A 15,684-nucleotide genomic window follows, 5' to 3' on the forward strand; every position below is an offset into this window, starting at 1 on the left:
CGGCCATGCCGGTGCGGGCTCCGGGCGTACGGACAGGTAGCTTTTCTCCATGGGCAGGACGATGGGAGAGACGACGGGTCGTCATGTGGTCGTCGTGGGCGCCGGCATCGCGGGCCTGGCCGCGGCGTTGCACCTGAACCGGGCCGAGGCGGGGCTGCGGATCACCGTGCTGGAGGCCGCGCCGAGGATCGGCGGCAAGCTGCACTCCTCGTCCGTCGCCGGAGTGGAGGTCGACGCCGGCGCCGAGTCGATGCTGGCGCGGCGGCCCGAGGGCGTGGAAATGGCCCGGCTCGCCGGTCTCGGCGACGACCTGGCCGCCCCGGGCACGACCCGGGCGGCGGTCCTGTCGCGGGGGTCCCTGCGCCCGCTGCCCAGGCAGCAGGTCATGGGCGTGCCCGCCGACGTGGTCGCGCTCGCCCGCTCGGGCATCCTGTCGCCCGCCGGGCTCGCCCGCGTGCCGCTCGACCAGTTCCTGCCGCCCACGCTCGTGACCGGCGACGTCTCCGTCGCGGCGTACGTGCGCGCCCGGATGGGCGGCGAGGTCGTCGAGCGGCTGGTCGAGCCGCTGCTCGGCGGCGTCTACGCCGGGCGGGCCGAGTCGCTGTCGCTCGACGCGACCATGCCGCGCGTCGCCGCCGCCGCCCGCACAGAGCGGTCCCTGCTGCAGGCCGCGAGGAGCATGGTCGCCGAGGCCCCGGCGGACGCCGGGCCGGTCTTCACGACGATCAGGAACGGCATGGGCGCGTTGCCGGCCGCCGTGGCCAAGGAGTCCGGCGCGCAGATCCGGACCGGCGTCACCGTACGCGACCTCCTCCGCACGCCGGACGGCTGGCGGCTGGTCACCGGCCCCACCCGCGACGAGGAGACGATCGACGCCGACGCGGTCGTGCTGGCGCTCCCGGCGCGGCCCGCCTCCCGGCTGCTGCGGCGCGAGGTGCCGGGGGCGGCGGCGGAACTGGCCGCGATCGAGTACGCCGGGATGGCGATCGTCACCCTCGCCTACCCTCTGACGGCCTTCCCCGAGCCGCCGGCGGGGAGCGGTTACCTGGTCCCGCCGGTGGAGGGGCGGCCGGTCAAGGCGACGACGTTCAGCAGTGTCAAGTGGCCCCACCTCGCCGAGGCCGGCCCGGACATGATGATCGTCCGGTGTTCGCTCGGCCGGCTGGGGGAGGAGGCCGTGCTCCAGCGCGACGACGCCGACCTGACGGCCCTGGCGGTGAACGAGATGGCCGAGGTGACGGGCGTGCGCGGGCTGCCGGTCGACACCCGGGTGACCCGCTGGGGCGGCGCGCTCCCGCAGTACGAGGTCGGCCACCTCGACCGGGTGGCCCGGGTGCGGGCCGCGATCGCCGGGCAGCCCGGCCTGGCCGTGTGCGGCGCGGCGTACGAGGGCGTCGGCGTCCCGGCCTGCGTCGCCACCGCGCGCACGGCCGCCCGGCTCGTGCTCGACCATCTGCGGGCGGAGCGGGCCGCCCCGAGGGCCTGACCACCTCTCCGTACGGGCAGAATGGAGCCATGACGGAGCCCGCCCCGCGCCCCAAGGCGCGCGATCTCAACCTGGTCATCCGCTACACGATGTGGTCGGTCTTCCGGCTGCGCGACCGGCTCCCGGACGCCCGTGAGGGCGTCGCCGAGGAGGTCGAGGAGCTGCTCGCCCAGGCGGCGGGCAAGGACGTGACGACGCGCGGCTGCTACGACGTGGCGGGGTTCCGCGCCGACGCGGACTACATGTTCTGGTGGCACGCCCCCTCCCCGGAGGACCTCCAGGAGACCTACACCCGCTTCCGCCGTACGGCGCTCGGCCGCGCGAGCGAGCCGGTCTGGTCGGCGATGGCCCTGCACCGGCCCGCGGAGTTCAACAAGTCCCACGTCCCGGCCTTCCTCGCCGAGGAGGAGCCCCGCGGCTTCGTCTGCGTCTACCCCTTCGTCCGGTCCCTGGAGTGGTACCTGCTGGAGGACTCCGAGCGCCGCAAGATGCTCGCCGAGCACGGGATGATGGCCCGGGACTATCCCGACGTGCGGTCCAACACGGTCGCCTGCTTCGCGCTCAACGACTACGAGTGGATGCTGGCCTTCGAAGCCGACGAACTGCACCGCATCGTCGACCTGATGCGCCACCTGCGGGGAGCCGAGGCGAGGCGGCACACCAGGATCGAGATCCCCTTCTACACCGGCACCCGCAAGCCGGTCAGCGAACTCGTCGCCGCGCTGCCCTAGCGATCGACACCCCGAGGACGGCCCAGGTCAGGGCTTCGACCAGGGGTCCCGCCGCGCCGAGCGCCATCGTCAGCGGCAGCGTCGCGGGCAGGACGGCCGCCACGGGACGGGGCACCGTCCCGTGGCGGAAGCACGCGATCGCCAGCAGGACCAGCCCGGCCATCCACAGCGCGATCCCCGGCACGAACAGCACCCCGAGCGGGTCCGGCGCGTCGTGGCCGAGGAGGAATGTGGTCGTCACCGGGACGGCGACGAGCGCGTGGCCGAGGCCGTACAGCAGCGCCCCGGCGTCGCCGGTCCGCCCCCAGCCCCGCGCCCGCCCGTGGGCGCGGCGCAGGGCCAGGACGGCCGCGACCGCCGCCACCAGGTAGAGCGCGTACGCGCCCTCGATGACGTGGTCCGCCGCGGAGGCGAACGGCACCGTCTGCGTGTGCAGGATCTGCGTCACGCCGAGCGTCAGCGCCGCCGCGGCGGCGACGGCCGGAGCCAGGGGTATGGGAGCGGTGGAAGCGCGGGGCGACGCGGTGGCGTCCATGACTGTTCTCCTCCGGAGGGCGGTGTCGTTGCCCGTCCAGGGTCGGGCCGTGCCGATCCCGGCCGGAGGAGCCGATGTTCCCGTCCGCGGGGGAACGCCTCCCGGACTTCCGGGACGCCGGCTCAGCCCGTGGCGAGTCCCGCCGCGCGGGCGGCGGCGACCGCCTCGGCGCGGTCGCGCACGCCGAGCTTGACGAGGACGCCGGAGACGGCGTTGGCCACGGTCTTCGGGCTGACGCCCAGGCGCGCCGCGATCGCCTGGTTGCCCAGGCCCGACGCGACGAGTTCCAGGATCTCGTACTCCCGGCCGGTGAGCGCGGGGAACGGCCGCGGGGACACGCGGGGCGGCGCGTGCAGCAGCTTGACCAGGGACTCGGCCGCGCCGGTCCCGAACACGGCCTGTCCCCGGGCCGCCGCGCGCACCGCGGCGACCACGTCGTCCTGGCCGGCGTTCTTGAGCAGGTAGCCCCTGGCCCCCGCGCGGACCGCCGCCAGCAGCGACAGGTCGTCGTCCGACATCGTGAGCATCACCACGTTCGGCGGGCGGGATCCGGCGGACAGCCGCCGGGTCGCCTCGATCCCGTCCATGTTCGGCATCGAGATGTCCATCAGCACGACGTCGGGGGTGTGCTCGCGGGCGGCCACGAGCGCCCGCAGGCCGTCCTCGGCCACCGCGACGACCTCGATGCCCTCCACGGTCGACATCAGCGCCCCGAGGCCGTCGCGGACCACCGGGTGGTCGTCGACGACGAGCAGCCTGATCACAGGGGAATCCACGCGGTCACCACCGTTCCGCCGCCGGGGGCGGCGTCGATCGTCAGCTTTCCGTCCAGCTCCTCCACCCGCTCCCGCATCGAGGTCAGCCCGACTCCCGGGACGGCCTCGGGCGGGAGCCCCCGCCCGTCGTCGCGCACGGCCAGCTCGAACCCCGTGCCGTCCTCGGTCCGCCCGAGCCGTACGGCGCAGCGGCGGGGCTCGCCGTGCCGCACCGCGTTCGTCAGCGCCTCACGGGCGACCAGATAGGCCGTGACCTCCACGGCGGCCGGCAGTCCGCTCACGTCCGCGGCCGTGACGTCGATCTCCACCCCGCCGGCGCCCAGCGTCGCGGCGGTGTGCTCGACGGCGCCGGCCAGCCCGAGCTGCGCCAGTTCGGGTGGCCTCAGCCCCCGCACCAGCCGGCGCACGCCCGAGCCCGCCTCGGCCACCTGCGTCCTGATCTGGGTCAGCAGGCCGCGCGCCCGCTCCGGGTCGGCCGTCAGCGCGTTGCCCGCGGCGTCCACCGTGAAGCCGATGCCCGCGAGGAAGGCGCCCAGCCCGTCGTGCAGGTCCCTGCTGAACCGCCGCCGCTCCTCCTCCCGGGCGGTGACCAGCAGCGTCCGCGAGCGCTGCAGCGCCGCGGCCCGGTGGGCGGCGGCGAGCGCCGCCCCGGCGTGCGACGCGAGCGGGGTGAGCACCCGCACGTCGCCTCCCGACAGGCCGAGGGCGCCGAGGACCTCGTCCTGGAAGCGCAGCGGCACCGACACGCCGAGCGGGGCGGGCGTGCCCCGCTCGACGACCTTCAGCGGCTCGCCCGGCGCGCCCAGCTCGGCCCGTACGTAGGCGGCCCGGGTCGCCTCGGCCGCCGCGTCGGCGACCGCGGCGAGGATCTCCGCGGGCTCCGAGGTCGCGGCCAGGCGGGCGCCCAGCCGGGCGTGGACGGTCTCGGGGTCGGCCCGGCCGCCGTACAGGATGCGGCCGGACGCCCGGCGCAGCCAGCGGTGCAGCGGCTCGACCGCGACCGCCACGGCCGCCGCGGCGGCGACGGGCGCGCCGGTGAGCCCGGCCACCGTGAAGTACAGCAGGGCCAGGGCCCCGGTCAGCAGGCCCAGGGTCAGCACGCGGCGCAGCCACGGCCCGGTCCCGTACAGGTCGTGGCGCAGCATCGCCACGCCGACGCAGGCCGGCAGGGCCAGGATGAACGGCACTCCGGCGGCGGGCAGCCGGGTGACGGCCGGCAGGAAGACCCCCGCCACGAACGCGCCGGCGCCGAGGCAGATCCACAGCAGCTGGGTGCGCCGCTCGCCCTGCGCACTGGCGGTACGGACGACGAGCCCGGCCGCGCACGCGAGCGAGACCGCGGCCAGGAGCACGACGACGGCGGGCAGCGCGTCCCGCACGGGTGCCAGGGCCTCGACCGGGAACGGCCTGTCCGGCCCCTCGGGCACCAGCGCGGCCAGGACCGTGAACGCCGCCGTGGCGGCCACTCCCGTCGCGGCCACCGGCCGCCAGGCCCGCCCGGGCAGGCGGCCGTCCGGCACGAGCAGCAGCAGGACGCCGCCCACGGTCAGCAGGGCGGGGGCCCAGGCCCACGCGCCCACCCAGGCGGCCCAGCGGCCGCCGGGCAGGCCGGGCCGGAGCGCGTAGGAGTCGGCGAAGTAGGCGACGGCGCCGAGCGCGGTCACCAGGCAGCAGGGTCCGACGGCGCCGCCCCTGCGTCGGGCCGTCAGATAGGCGCCGAGCGGGGTGAAGCCGAGCGCGACCGCGGCGTCCACCGGGTCGGCGCCGCCCAGCGCCCCTCCGGCCGCGACCAGGGCGCAGGACAGCCCGAACACGAGCCAGGACAGCGCGGAGGACAGGGCGGCCGGCACGCACCCTCCCTGGTGACGGTGGAGGACGGGACTCTGGAAGGGACATTCTGTCGGACCACGTGCGAAACGCCCGAAAGGGACTTGGCGGCGTCTGGACTTTGCCATACTGTGACGAGGGATCTACGTCTAGGTGAGGCAGAGTGTCAAGCGGGCTGGCACGTTCCAGGGGGCGCCGTCGTAAGGGGCGGACCCGTTCACACGTCGTCGAACTGTCGCTCGGAGCGGCCGCCTTCGCCGTCGGGGCCTTCGCGATCGCCGGGCCGCTGTCGCACCCGGACGCGGCTCCGGCGAACACGGCCGCCGCGCCCGCGCCGCACGCCTCCCCGGCCGGTGAGCTGACCGTCGCCAGCGTCGACACGGGGAAGAAGACCGACGGCGCGCGGAAGAAGGCGTCGGCGAAGAAGGCGTCGGGACCGTCCAAGTACACCGACAAGAAGGCGGACGCCTACTTCCGCAGCCGGTGGAAGGACAAGACGGCCAAGAAGGTCAAGGACATCCGCACCACCGGCCGCTACCTGCGCATCTACACGAACCTCCCGGAGAACGCCGACAACTCCAAGGCCGCGATCACCCTGTGCAAGCGCGGCCTGGAGTACCTGGCCGAGCGGGGGGAGGTCAACCCCGTGGTGTTCGTCCAGTCCAGGTTCGGCGAGAACGGCAATCCCGTCCTCGCCAACATCCTCGGCCCGGACGACGACGACTGCCGGGTCACCTACCCCAAACCGAACTGAGGCTGCCGAACTGAGTCGGCCTTATTCGGCCGGGCGCAGGGTCAGGCTGACGGAGTTGATGCAGTACCGGTCGTCGGTCGGGGTGGGATAGCCCTCGCCGTGGAACACGTGCCCGAGGTGTGAGTCGCACTGCGCGCAGCGCACCTCGACCCGGCGCATCCCGAGGGAGTCGTCCTCGTGCAGCGTCACGGCCTCCGACTCGGACGGCTCGAAGAACGACGGCCAGCCGCAGTGCGACTCGAACTTGGTCTCTGACCGGAACAGCTCCGCCCCGCAGGCGCGGCAGGAGTAGACGCCGACGGTCTTGGTGTCGACGTACTCGCCGGTGTAGGGGCGCTCGGTCCCCGCCTGCCGCAGGACGCGGAACTCCTCCGGGGAAAGCTGCGCGCGCCACTCGGCGTCGCTCTTGACGACCTTTTCCATGCTCACCACCCTGTGTCCGGTGGCCCCTCGCGGGGATTACGAAGTGAGGAACCATCAGGCCGTCCAGGATCTTCCCCGGGGGTAGGGTCGCCTACATGGCTTCGCCGTACATCGAGATCGAGGTGGGTGACCGGGTCGTCAAGGTCACCAACCCGGACAAGGTCTACTTCCCGGCGATCGGCGCGACCAAGCGCGACCTGGTGACGTACTACGTCAGCGTGGGGGAGGGCGCGCTGCGCGCCATGCGCGAGCGGCCGACCTACCTCAAGCGGCACCCGGACGGCGTCGGCTCCGAGGCGATCTACCAGAAGCGGATGCCCAAGCACCCCGACTGGATCGAGACCGTCACCGTGCGCTTCCCCAGCGGGCGCACGGCCGACGCCTTCTGCCCGACCGAGGTGGCGGCCATCGCCTGGTGCGCCAACCTCGGCACGATCGACTTCCACCCGTGGCACGCCCGCCGCGCCGACCTCGACCATCCCGACGAGCTGCGCATCGACATCGACCCGCAGCCCGGCACGTCGTTCGAGCAGGCCCGTACGGTCGCCTTCACGGTGAAGGAGGTCCTCGACGAGCTCGGCATGCGGGGGTTCCCGAAGACCTCCGGCAGCCGCGGCGTCCACGTCAACGTGCGCATAGAGCCGCGCTGGACCTTCACGGAGGTGCGGCACGCCGCCATCGCCTTCGCCCGGGAGGTGGAGCGGCGCACGGATCTCGCGACGACCGCCTGGTGGAAGGAGGAGCGGGGGGAGAAGGTCTTCATCGACTACAACCAGAACGCCCGCGACCGGACGGTGGCGTCCGCCTACTCGGTCCGCGCCCGGCCCGACGGCCGGGTCTCCGCCCCGGTGACCTGGGCCGAGCTGGAGGACTGCGACCCGGGCGCCTTCGACCTGAGGACGATGCCGGAGCGGTTCGCCGCGCTGGGGGACGTGCAGCGGGAGATCGACGACCGCGCCTTCGGCGTCGGCACGCTCCTGGAGTGGTACGACGCCGACGAGCGGGGCGACCTGCCGTACCCGCCGAACTATCCGAAGATGCCCGGCGAGCCCAAGCGGGTGCAGCCGTCCAAGGCCCGGCCGTCCGGCGACGCCGCCGGTGACTGAGCCGCCGCCGGCGGATCAGTGGTGGAAGCTCGTCGCGTCGTCCGGGCCGAATATGGGCGCGGACTGCCTCCGCAGCCAGGGCAGCAGGCCGCGAAGGTCGTCCACCAGCCGGTCGGCCAGATCGAGCGAGAACCCGTTGCGGCACACCACCCTCAGCACGTGCAGGTCCTCCCGGTCGGGCGGGAAGGCGTAGGCCGGCACCAGCCAGCCCCACTCCCGCAACCGCCGGGAGACGTCGTAGACGTTGAACCGGGTGACGTCGTCGCCGGTGGTGAAGGCGAACACCGGCAGCTGGTCGCCCCGGGTGAGGAGCCGGAAACAGCCGAGATCCTCGATCTGCCCGGCGAGATGCGTCGCCACCCGCCGCAGTGCTCCCTGCACCTCGCTGAAGCCCGCGTGACCGAGCCGGAGAAAGTTGTAGTACTGCGCGACGACCTGCGATCCGGACCGGGAGAAGTTGAGGGTGAACGTCGCCACGTCTCCGCCGAGATAGTCCACGTGCTCCACCAGGTCGCCGGGGAGCGCGTCCCGGTCCCGCCACAGGATCCACCCGAGTCCCGGGTAGACCATCCCGTACTTGTGGCCCGAGACGTTGATGGAGGCGACCCGCGGCAGGCGGAAGTCCCACACCAGGTCCGGATCGAGGAAGGGGGCGATCATCCCGCCCGACGCGGCGTCCACGTGCACGGGCACGGACCACCCCGTGCGTTCCTCCAGCGCGTCGAGCGCCGCGCAGACGTCGGCGACCGGCTCGTAGCTTCCGTCCATCGTGGAGCCGAGGACGGCGACGACGCCGATGGTGTTCTCGTCGCACCGCTCGGCGGCCTCCTCCGCGCCCAGGTGGAACCGGTCGCCCCGCATGGGAACCAGGCGGGGCTCCACTTCCCAGTAGTTGCAGAACTTCTTCCAGCACACCTGGACGTTGACGCCCATGACCAGGTTGGGCCGCGCCCCGGCGGCGCGGCGGCCGACGTCGCGCCGCGCCCAGCGGCGCTTGAGCGCCATGCCGCCGAGCATGCAGGCCTCACTGGAGCCGACGGTGGAGGTTCCGACCGCTGCGTCGGGGTCGGGGGCGTTCCACAGGTGGCCGAGCATCGGAACGCAGCGCCGCTCGAGCTCCGCCGTCGCGGGATACTCGTCCCTGTCGACGAGGTTCCGGTCGGAGATGCCGGCCATGAGCGCGTGCGCCTCCGGCTCCATCCAGGTGGTCACGAACGTCGCGAGGTTCAGCCGCGGGTTGCCGTCCAGCATCAGCTCGTCGCGGATGAGCCGGGACACGGTGGCGGGCGCCGCGGGCCCGTCCGGCAGCCGGTGCCGGGGAGGAACCGTCGTGATCCCGGAGGCGGGGTCGGCCGCCCCGAACAACGGATTGACCCATACCGGCCGTCGCCCGGACTGTCCGCCGTCCCGTGAAGCCACCGTCCGCTCCTCTCCGCCGGCCCCCCGAACGAGTCTGGCAGCCGGCGGCTACAGACCGGGCAGACGGTGGTCAAAGCCGCGGTACATGCGTCTCCGTCACTCCGGTGCCACCGGGTTGAAGGGGTGCATCTCGAAGAAATCCGGTTTGACGATCGTGTACGTCGACTCCGGAACCTCCAGCCACAGACCCGGCAGGTCGCGCAGAGGCTCGGACACGACGACCCGCGCGTCGTCCGAGAGCTCCACGGACTCGAACACCTCCGGATGCAGATGATGGAGAGTCTGCGTGTTCGCGCTGTGGAACAGCGATCGCGAACGATGGTCGCTGGAGTAGCGGAAGGACCACACGTGCTCGCCGTCCGACGTGGCCAGCGACATCTGGAGCGGGTGCTCCACGCCGTGCCCGCGCGCCGTCCGCTCCACGAGACCGGTCATCCGCGCCACCGCGCCCGGCGGGTCCTCCCGCAGCCCCAGCGTGAGCGCCAGGAAGAACATGACCTCCGAGTCCGTGGACCCCTCGATGGACGCGAACAGGTCCGGGGCGACGGCCATGACGAGATCCCGTTTCATGCGGCCGAACTCGGAGATCGCGCCGTTGTGCATCCACAGCCACGGGCCGTACCTGAACGGATGGCAGTTCGTCTGCTGTATCGCCGTTCCGGAGGACGCCCGCACGTGCGCCATGAACAGCGGCGACCGGACATGGCGGGCGAGTTCGCGCAGGTTGCGGTCGCCCCACGCGGGCTTGGTGTCCTTGAACACCGCGGGCGCCGCGCCACCGTCCCCGTGGTGGCCGTCCCCGTGGTGGCCGTCCCCGTGGTGGCCGTCCCCGTGGTGGCCGGCACTGTGGTGGTCGGCGCTGTAGTAGCCCACGCCGAACCCGTCGCCGTTCACCGTCTCCTGGCCGTACCTGGAATGGAGACTCTGGTCGATCAGTGAGTTCTCCGGCTCGTAGAGCAGTTTGTCCATAGTGATCGGCGAGCCGGAGTAGGCCAGCCAGCGGCACATGTCCCCTGTCCCTCCCGTCGCATCGGCTCGTCCGGCGTCCGGGGCCCCGCCCGGCGCCGGCGACGACGCCTCCCCCCGATGTGCCGTTCCCGCGCTGCCGGTCCGTACGCGTGGCGCGGCCGGGCCGGTGCGGTGTTGTCGGTGCGGTGTGCGAGTGTGGGAACCGTGCGCCGCATCCATCCCCACGCCGAGGACGATCCCGACATCGCCGCGGCCTACGCCTACCCGCGTGACCACTGGCTGCGTCTCAACATGGTGGCGAGCGCCGACGGCGCGGCCTGGGTCGAGGGCCACTCGGAGGGCCTGTCCGGCCGGGCCGACAAACGGATCTTCGGGCTGCTGCGCGGCCTGGCCGACGTGGTGCTCGCCGGCGCCGCCACCGTCCGCACGGAGGGCTACCGTCCGGCCCGCCCGCGCGAGTCGTGGCGGGCGCCGCGCGAGGGCCGTCCGCCCGTGCCGCCGATCGCCGTCGTCACCCGCCTGCTCGACCTCGATCTGGGCGGTCCGCTGTTCACCGAGGCCGAGCCGTACGCCCGGACCATTGTGATCACGACGGAGTCGGCGCCCAAGGAGCGCCGGGAGGAGGCCGCGGACAAGGCCGTCCTGATCGTCGCCGGAGACGACCGGGTCGATCTCGCGACCGCGGTGGACGAGCTGCGCGGCCTCGGACTCGGCCGGATCCTGTGCGAGGGCGGGCCGCGGATCAACGCGCAGCTCGCCGCCGCCGGGCTCGTCGACGAGCTGGCGCTGACGGTGAGCCCGCTGCTCGCCGGGGGCGACGCCGCGCGCATACTGGACGGCGTCGCCTCGCGCACGCCGCTGACCCTCGCCCAGGTGCTGGAGGAGGACGGCTTCCTCTTCTGCCGATACCTCAGGGAGGCGCATGATGAAGCCGCCGGTTGAGCCGCAGATCCCCGACCTGGACCTGCCGGTGGTGCCGCCGGTCGCGCCGATGCTCGCCAAGGCCGTCAAGAGGCTGCCCGAGCAGGACGGCACGCTCTACTACGAGCCCAAGTGGGACGGCTTCCGCTGCGTCGTCTTCCGCGACGGCGACGAGGTCTTCCTGGGCAGCAGGAACGAGCGGCCCTTCACACGCTACTTCCCGGAGCTGGTCGAGGCCGTCAGGAAGGAGCTGCCGCCCCGGTGCGTGGTGGACGGCGAGATCGTGCTCATCAGGGGCCAGTCGCTCGACTTCGACGCGCTCCAGCAGCGCATCCACCCGGCGCAGTCCCGGGTGCGGCTGCTGGCCGAGAGCACGCCCGCCTCCTTCGTCGCCTTCGACCTGCTCGCCCTCGGCGGGGAGGACCTGATGGAGGCGCCGTTCTCGGAGCGGCGGGCCCGGCTGGAGGAGGCGCTGGCGGGGGCGGGCCGGTCGGTGCGGCTCACCCCGGTCACCCGGGACGAGGGCCGGGCCGCCGAGTGGTTCGACGCGTTCGAGGGCGCCGGGCTCGACGGCATCGTGGTCAAGCCGGGAGACCAGCCGTACACGCCGGACAAGCGGGTGATGTTCAAGGTCAAGCACGAGCGGACGGCCGACTGCGTCGTCGCGGGCTACCGCGAGCACAAGTCGGGGCCGGTCGTCGGGTCGCTGCTGCTCGGGCTGTACTCCGCCGACGGCCGCCTGCACCACGTGGGGGTGGCCGCCTCCTTCCCGATGAAGAGGCGCGAGGAGCTGGTCGGGGAGCTCGCGCCGTACCGGCTGGACGACCTGGGCGAGCACCCCTGGGGACACTGGGCCGAGGTGGCGCAGGGCGGCGGGCAGAGTGGGGGGCAGGGCCAGCGCCTGCCGGGCGCCGTCTCGCGATGGAACGCCAAGAAGGACCTGTCGTTCATCCCGCTGCGGCCCGAGCGGGTGATCGAGGTCGCCTACGACCACATGGAGGGCGACCGGTTCCGGCACACCGCCCAGTTCCGGCGCTGGCGCACCGACCGCACGCCCGAGTCCTGCACCTACGACCAGCTCGAACGCCCGGTGAGCTACGACCTCGACGAGATCCTCGCCCGCTGAGCCGCTCCGGCGTCCGGAAGCCGGCCGCGGTCGGGCGGCGGCCGGCGAAGACCGCAAGGGCGCAGCGGGGTTCGGCAGGCCAGCGAGCTTGAGCGGGGTTCGGCAGGGTCAGCGGGGCTCGGCAGCACCGTTCAGCACGTGTCAGCACGGGTTCAAAGCACGTTTGAGCACAGCTCAGCCGGTCAGGGCGCGTACGGCGGCGGTGACGGCGACGGCCGCCGCGACGGTCACCAGGAAGGGCGCGCGCAGCAGCAGCGCGACGGCCGCCGCGGCGAGGCCGGCCGCCCGGGCGTCGACGACGAGCGTGCGGCCGTCGGCGAAGGTCTGCAGGGCGATCAGCGCGGCCAGTGCCGCGATCGGCACGAGCGCGGCGAGTCTGCGCACGAGCGGCCGTTCCAGTACCGCCGCCGGGACCGACAGCCCGAGGAGCTTGACCGCGTAGCACCCGGCGACGGTGACCGCGATCGCGATCCAGGCCCCCATCACGCCTCCTCCGCCCGCTCCGCCGCGGTCCGCTCGCGCCGCGCGGCGGAGCGGGACCGGAGGGCGGCGACGGCCAGGACGGCGGGCGCGGCGAGCACGGCCACCAGCACCGGGACGCCCGCGGGCAGGAACGGCACGCAGGCCAGGGCCAGCAGGACGGCCAGCACCGCCACCGCCACCTCATGCCGGAGGGCCGCGGCCCGGATCGGCCGGGCCGTCGCCGTGCCCGCCTCACCCCGGCCCGGAGCCGGGGTGGCCCCGGCCCGCGCCGGAGGAGCGGCGGAGGAGCGGTCCCGGATCATGGGCAGGAGCAGGGCGAGGAAGACGGCCGGACCGGCCACGTCGAGTCCCCAGGCCGCCGGGTCGCCCAGGGCCTCGGCACCCAGCGCGCCGAGGAGGGTCGTGATGTTCCACCCGGCGTACAACGTCACGCCCGTGACGGTGAAGCCGAGCCGGGCGAGACGCCGGTCGGGCTGTGCCAGGGCCACGGCGGAGGTCTCGTCGATCACCCACTGGGCGGCCAGCGGGCGGACCGCCGCGGGAAGGCCGAGCATCTGCGACAGACGCAGCCCGTAGAAGGCGTTGCGGACGCCCAGCAGCAGCGCCCCCGCCGCGGCGGCGAGCGGGGCCCCGCCCGCGCCGAGCGCGCCCACCAGCGCGAACTGGGACGCCCCGGTGAAGACCAGCAGCGACAGCACGCAGGTCTGGGCGAGCGTCATCCCGGCCCCCGCCGACGTCACGCCGAACGCGAACCCGGAGAGGCCGACCGCCGCGCCGACCCCGAGGGCGTCCCGCACGACCGCCGCCCGTGGCTTCGGCGGCAGGCCGGCGTGCGGTGGGGCGGGTGGCGGGATGGGTGGTGGTGGGGTGGGTCGTGCCGGGGTCACCCGAGCGAGGGTAGCGGGCGGCTCGGACCGCCGGCGCACACGAGGACGCGCATGGACCGGCCGGTGACGCTGACCTTGGACCCGGCGGCCAGTGGCTCCGCCGCCTCCGCGTCGTCCGGCGGGTCCTCGTCGGCGGTGTCGAGCACGGGACGCCAGGCCGCGCCCAGCTCCGGGCCGGGGAGGGCGAAGGTCAGGTTCTCGTGGTGCGCGTTGATCAGCAGCAGGAACGTCGCGTCCGTGATCCGCTCGCCCCGCGAGCCGGGCTCGCTGATCGCGTCGCCGTTGACGTAGACGCCGAGCGACTTGGCGTAGCCGGTCTGCCAGTCGGCGTCGGCCATCTCGGTGCCCGACGGCGTGAGCCAGACGATGTCCCTGCTGTCGTCTCCCACCGAGTGGCCCAGGAAGAACCTGCGGCGCCGGAAGACGGGGTGGGCCCGCCGTAACGCGCCCAGGCGGCGGACGAACTCCAGCAGGCCGGGTTCCCTGCCGACCTGGGACCAGTCGATCCAGGACGTCTCGTTGTCCTGGCAGTAGGCGTTGTTGTTGCCCTGCTGGGTGCGGCCGAACTCGTCGCCCGCCAGCAGCATCGGCACGCCCTGCGACACGAACAGGGTGGTGAGGAGGTTGCGCCGCTGGCGCCGCCGCAGCCGGTTGATCGCCGGGTCGTCGACCGGCCCCTCGGCGCCGCAGTTCCACGACCGGTTGTCGTCCGTGCCGTCGCGGTTGCCCTCGCCGTTGGCCTCGTTGTGCTTGTGGTCGTACGACACCAGGTCGTTGAGCGTGAACCCGTCGTGGGCGGTGACGAAGTTGATCGAGGCCACCGGGCGGCGGCCGCTGGTCGCGTACAGGTCGCTCGACCCGGCGAGGCGCGAGGCGAACTCGGGCAGCGTCCGGGAGTCGCCCCGCCAGAAGTCCCGCACGGAGTCGCGGTACTTGCCGTTCCACTCGGTCCACAGGGGCGGGAAGTTGCCGACCTGGTAGCCGCCGGGACCGACGTCCCACGGCTCGGCGATCAGCTTGACCTGGGAGATCACCGGGTCCTGCTGGATGAGGTCGAAGAACGCGCTCAGCCGGTCGACGTCGTGCAGTTCGCGGGCCAGCGCGGCGGCGAGGTCGAAGCGGAAGCCGTCCACGTGCATGTCGAGCACCCAGTAACGCAGCGAATCCATGATCAGCTGGAGCGCGTGCGGCGAGCGGACGTTCAGCGAGTTGCCGCATCCGGTGTAGTCGATGTAGTAGCGGCGGTCCTCCTCGCGCAGCCGGTAGTAGGCGTTGTTGTCGATGCCCCGGAACCCGAGCGTGGGGCCCATGTGGTCGCCCTCGGCCGTGTGGTTGTAGACCACGTCGAGGATCACCTCGATCCCCGCGTCGTGCAGGGCCCGGACCATCGCCTTGAACTCCTGGACCTGCTGGCCGCGCTGCCCCGCGGAGGAGTACGCGTTGTGCGGCGCGAGGTAGGCGATCGTGTTGTAGCCCCAGTAGTTGGTCAGCCCCCGGGCGACCAGGAAGTGCTCCGGTACGAACTGGTGGACGGGCATGAGCTCGACCGCCGTCACGCCGAGCGACCGCAGATGGTCGATCACGGCCGGGTGCGCGAGACCGGCGTAGGTGCCCCGCTGCTCCTCCGGCACGGCGGGGTGGCGCATGGTGAGCCCGCGCACGTGCGCCTCGTAGATCACCGTCTCGTGGTACGGCGTGCGGGGCGGCCGGTCGTTGCCCCACTCGAAGAACGGGTTGACCACCACGTTCTTCGGCATGTGCGGCCCGGAGTCCTCGACGTTCAGCTGTGCGGGGTCGGCGAAGCGGTAGGAGAACAGCGACTCGTTCCACCGCACCGAGCCCTCGATCGCCTTCGCGTACGGATCGAGCAGCAGCTTGGCCGGGTTGCACCGGTGGCCGTGGTCGGGCCGGTAGGGGCCGTGCACGCGGAGGCCGTACCGCTGGCCGGGCATGATCCCCGGCAGGTAGCCGTGCCAGACGAAGCCGTCGACCTCGGGCAGGTCGACGCGGGTCTCCGCGCCGTCGTCGTCGAACAGGCACAACTCGACCCGCTCGGCCACCTCCGAGAACACCGAGAAATTGGTGCCCACGCCGTCCCAGGTGGCGCCGAGCGGGTACGGCTCTCCAGGCCAAACCTCGCGCATGTAACCTCATTCTCCACTGCCGGGACGATTCGTGCACCTGGGGCGGTACCCCTGCTCCCGGTCCGCGCACGCGGAGGCCCCCGCCGGACCGGTCCGG

General features: G+C 73.4%; 15 protein-coding genes. 6 read left to right on the top strand and 9 right to left on the bottom strand.

The genetic code is table 11. From position 1 onward, the window contains the following. Positions 1-49: 49 nt before the first annotated feature. Together hemG and hemQ are read left to right on the top strand one after the other, a co-directional pair. Positions 50-1,486: a protoporphyrinogen oxidase gene (gene hemG, locus Mam01_RS11675; protein WP_239101230.1), complete on the top strand. Its 1,437-nt coding sequence runs from the start codon at positions 50-52 to the stop codon at positions 1,484-1,486. A gap of 29 nt (positions 1,487-1,515) precedes the next feature. After that, entirely contained in the window at positions 1,516-2,217 is a 702-nt protein-coding gene (gene hemQ, locus Mam01_RS11680) for a hydrogen peroxide-dependent heme synthase (RefSeq protein WP_204285393.1), read from the top strand. Here the strand turns inward: hemQ and Mam01_RS11685 are convergent. The 3 genes from Mam01_RS11685 to Mam01_RS11695 all read right to left on the bottom strand — a co-directional run bounded on the left by Mam01_RS11685 (position 2,189) and on the right by Mam01_RS11695 (position 5,378). Beyond that, a complete protein-coding gene (locus Mam01_RS11685) occupies positions 2,189-2,752 on the bottom strand; it encodes a hypothetical protein (RefSeq protein WP_204285394.1) in 564 nt (187 codons plus the stop codon). The two genes, hemQ and Mam01_RS11685, sit on opposite strands and share 29 nt — an antisense overlap. 122 nt (positions 2,753-2,874) lie before the next feature. Next, entirely contained in the window at positions 2,875-3,528 is a 654-nt protein-coding gene (locus tag Mam01_RS11690; protein WP_225311197.1) for a response regulator, read from the bottom strand. Further along, positions 3,513-5,378 carry a sensor histidine kinase gene (locus Mam01_RS11695; protein ID WP_204285395.1) on the bottom strand — a complete coding sequence of 622 codons (1,866 nt, stop codon included), beginning with the start codon at positions 5,376-5,378 and terminating at the stop codon, positions 3,513-3,515. Before Mam01_RS11695 ends, Mam01_RS11690 begins: the two co-directional genes overlap by 16 nt. Positions 5,379-5,518: 140 nt before the next feature. Between Mam01_RS11695 and Mam01_RS11700 the strand changes: the two genes are divergently transcribed. After that, positions 5,519-6,109, top strand: a complete 591-nt coding sequence (locus Mam01_RS11700; protein WP_204285396.1) for a hypothetical protein — start codon at positions 5,519-5,521, stop codon at positions 6,107-6,109. 21 nt (positions 6,110-6,130) lie between these two features. Here the strand turns inward: Mam01_RS11700 and msrB are convergent, their stop codons facing one another. Further along, complete coding sequence (msrB, locus tag Mam01_RS11705; protein WP_204285397.1) at positions 6,131-6,532, bottom strand: peptide-methionine (R)-S-oxide reductase MsrB; 402 nt, start codon at positions 6,530-6,532, stop codon at positions 6,131-6,133. A gap of 95 nt (positions 6,533-6,627) precedes the next feature. Here msrB and ligD point away from each other — a divergent pair, with 95 nt between their 5' ends. Next, complete coding sequence (gene ligD, locus Mam01_RS11710) at positions 6,628-7,638, top strand: non-homologous end-joining DNA ligase (protein ID WP_204285398.1); 1,011 nt, start codon at positions 6,628-6,630, stop codon at positions 7,636-7,638. Positions 7,639-7,653: 15 nt separating this feature from the next. Here the strand turns inward: ligD and gad are convergent, their stop codons facing one another. Together gad and Mam01_RS11720 are read right to left on the bottom strand one after the other, a co-directional pair. Further along, the gene (gene gad, locus Mam01_RS11715) at positions 7,654-9,057 is read right to left on the bottom strand and encodes a glutamate decarboxylase (RefSeq protein WP_204285399.1); all 1,404 of its coding nucleotides are present in this window, start codon (positions 9,055-9,057) and stop codon (positions 7,654-7,656) included. 96 nt (positions 9,058-9,153) lie between these two features. After that, positions 9,154-10,065, bottom strand: coding sequence for a class II glutamine amidotransferase (locus Mam01_RS11720; RefSeq protein ID WP_204285400.1), 912 nt, complete (start codon positions 10,063-10,065; stop codon positions 9,154-9,156). A gap of 156 nt (positions 10,066-10,221) precedes the next feature. Here Mam01_RS11720 and Mam01_RS11725 point away from each other — a divergent pair, with 156 nt between their 5' ends. Both Mam01_RS11725 and Mam01_RS11730 read left to right on the top strand, forming a co-directional pair. After that, a complete protein-coding gene (locus Mam01_RS11725; RefSeq protein WP_307819975.1) occupies positions 10,222-10,968 on the top strand; it encodes a pyrimidine reductase family protein in 747 nt (248 codons plus the stop codon). Beyond that, on the top strand, positions 10,952-12,073 hold the full coding sequence (locus tag Mam01_RS11730; RefSeq protein WP_239101231.1) for an ATP-dependent DNA ligase: 1,122 nt from the start codon (positions 10,952-10,954) through the stop codon (positions 12,071-12,073). The genes Mam01_RS11725 and Mam01_RS11730 overlap by 17 nt, the downstream gene beginning before the upstream one ends. 174 nt (positions 12,074-12,247) lie before the next feature. Here the strand turns inward: Mam01_RS11730 and Mam01_RS11735 are convergent, their stop codons facing one another. From Mam01_RS11735 to glgX, 3 genes are read right to left on the bottom strand one after another with little or no spacing between them, the layout of a single operon-like run. Next, the gene (locus tag Mam01_RS11735; protein WP_204285402.1) at positions 12,248-12,556 is read right to left on the bottom strand and encodes an AzlD domain-containing protein; all 309 of its coding nucleotides are present in this window, start codon (positions 12,554-12,556) and stop codon (positions 12,248-12,250) included. Next, positions 12,556-13,443: an AzlC family ABC transporter permease gene (locus Mam01_RS11740; RefSeq protein ID WP_239101232.1), complete on the bottom strand. Its 888-nt coding sequence runs from the start codon at positions 13,441-13,443 to the stop codon at positions 12,556-12,558. The genes Mam01_RS11735 and Mam01_RS11740 overlap by 1 nt, the downstream gene beginning before the upstream one ends. After that, positions 13,440-15,587 (bottom strand): glycogen debranching protein GlgX, encoded by a 2,148-nt coding sequence (gene glgX, locus Mam01_RS11745; RefSeq protein WP_204285403.1) that lies wholly within the window; start codon positions 15,585-15,587, stop codon positions 13,440-13,442. The genes Mam01_RS11740 and glgX overlap by 4 nt, the downstream gene beginning before the upstream one ends. Between the last annotated feature and the right edge of the window lie 97 nt (positions 15,588-15,684).

This window comes from Microbispora amethystogenes (genome assembly GCF_016863015.1).
In the GTDB taxonomy this organism is placed as follows: Bacteria; Actinomycetota; Actinomycetes; order Streptosporangiales; family Streptosporangiaceae; genus Microbispora; species Microbispora amethystogenes.

Excerpts from the sequence above, each read along its gene's own strand:
- hemQ (WP_204285393.1), top strand. The coding sequence starts at position 1,516 with ATGACGGAGCCCGCCCCGCGCCCCAAGGCGCGCGATCTCAACCTGGTC.
- Mam01_RS11720 (WP_204285400.1), bottom strand. The coding sequence starts at position 10,065 with ATGTGCCGCTGGCTGGCCTACTCCGGCTCGCCGATCACTATGGACAAA.
- Mam01_RS11685 (WP_204285394.1), bottom strand. The coding sequence starts at position 2,752 with ATGGACGCCACCGCGTCGCCCCGCGCTTCCACCGCTCCCATACCCCTG.
- glgX (WP_204285403.1), bottom strand. The coding sequence starts at position 15,587 with ATGCGCGAGGTTTGGCCTGGAGAGCCGTACCCGCTCGGCGCCACCTGG.
- msrB (WP_204285397.1), bottom strand. The coding sequence starts at position 6,532 with ATGGAAAAGGTCGTCAAGAGCGACGCCGAGTGGCGCGCGCAGCTTTCC.
- Mam01_RS11735 (WP_204285402.1), bottom strand. The coding sequence starts at position 12,556 with ATGGGGGCCTGGATCGCGATCGCGGTCACCGTCGCCGGGTGCTACGCG.
- ligD (WP_204285398.1), top strand. The coding sequence starts at position 6,628 with ATGGCTTCGCCGTACATCGAGATCGAGGTGGGTGACCGGGTCGTCAAG.
- hemG (WP_239101230.1), top strand. The coding sequence starts at position 50 with ATGGGCAGGACGATGGGAGAGACGACGGGTCGTCATGTGGTCGTCGTG.
- Mam01_RS11730 (WP_239101231.1), top strand. The coding sequence starts at position 10,952 with ATGAAGCCGCCGGTTGAGCCGCAGATCCCCGACCTGGACCTGCCGGTG.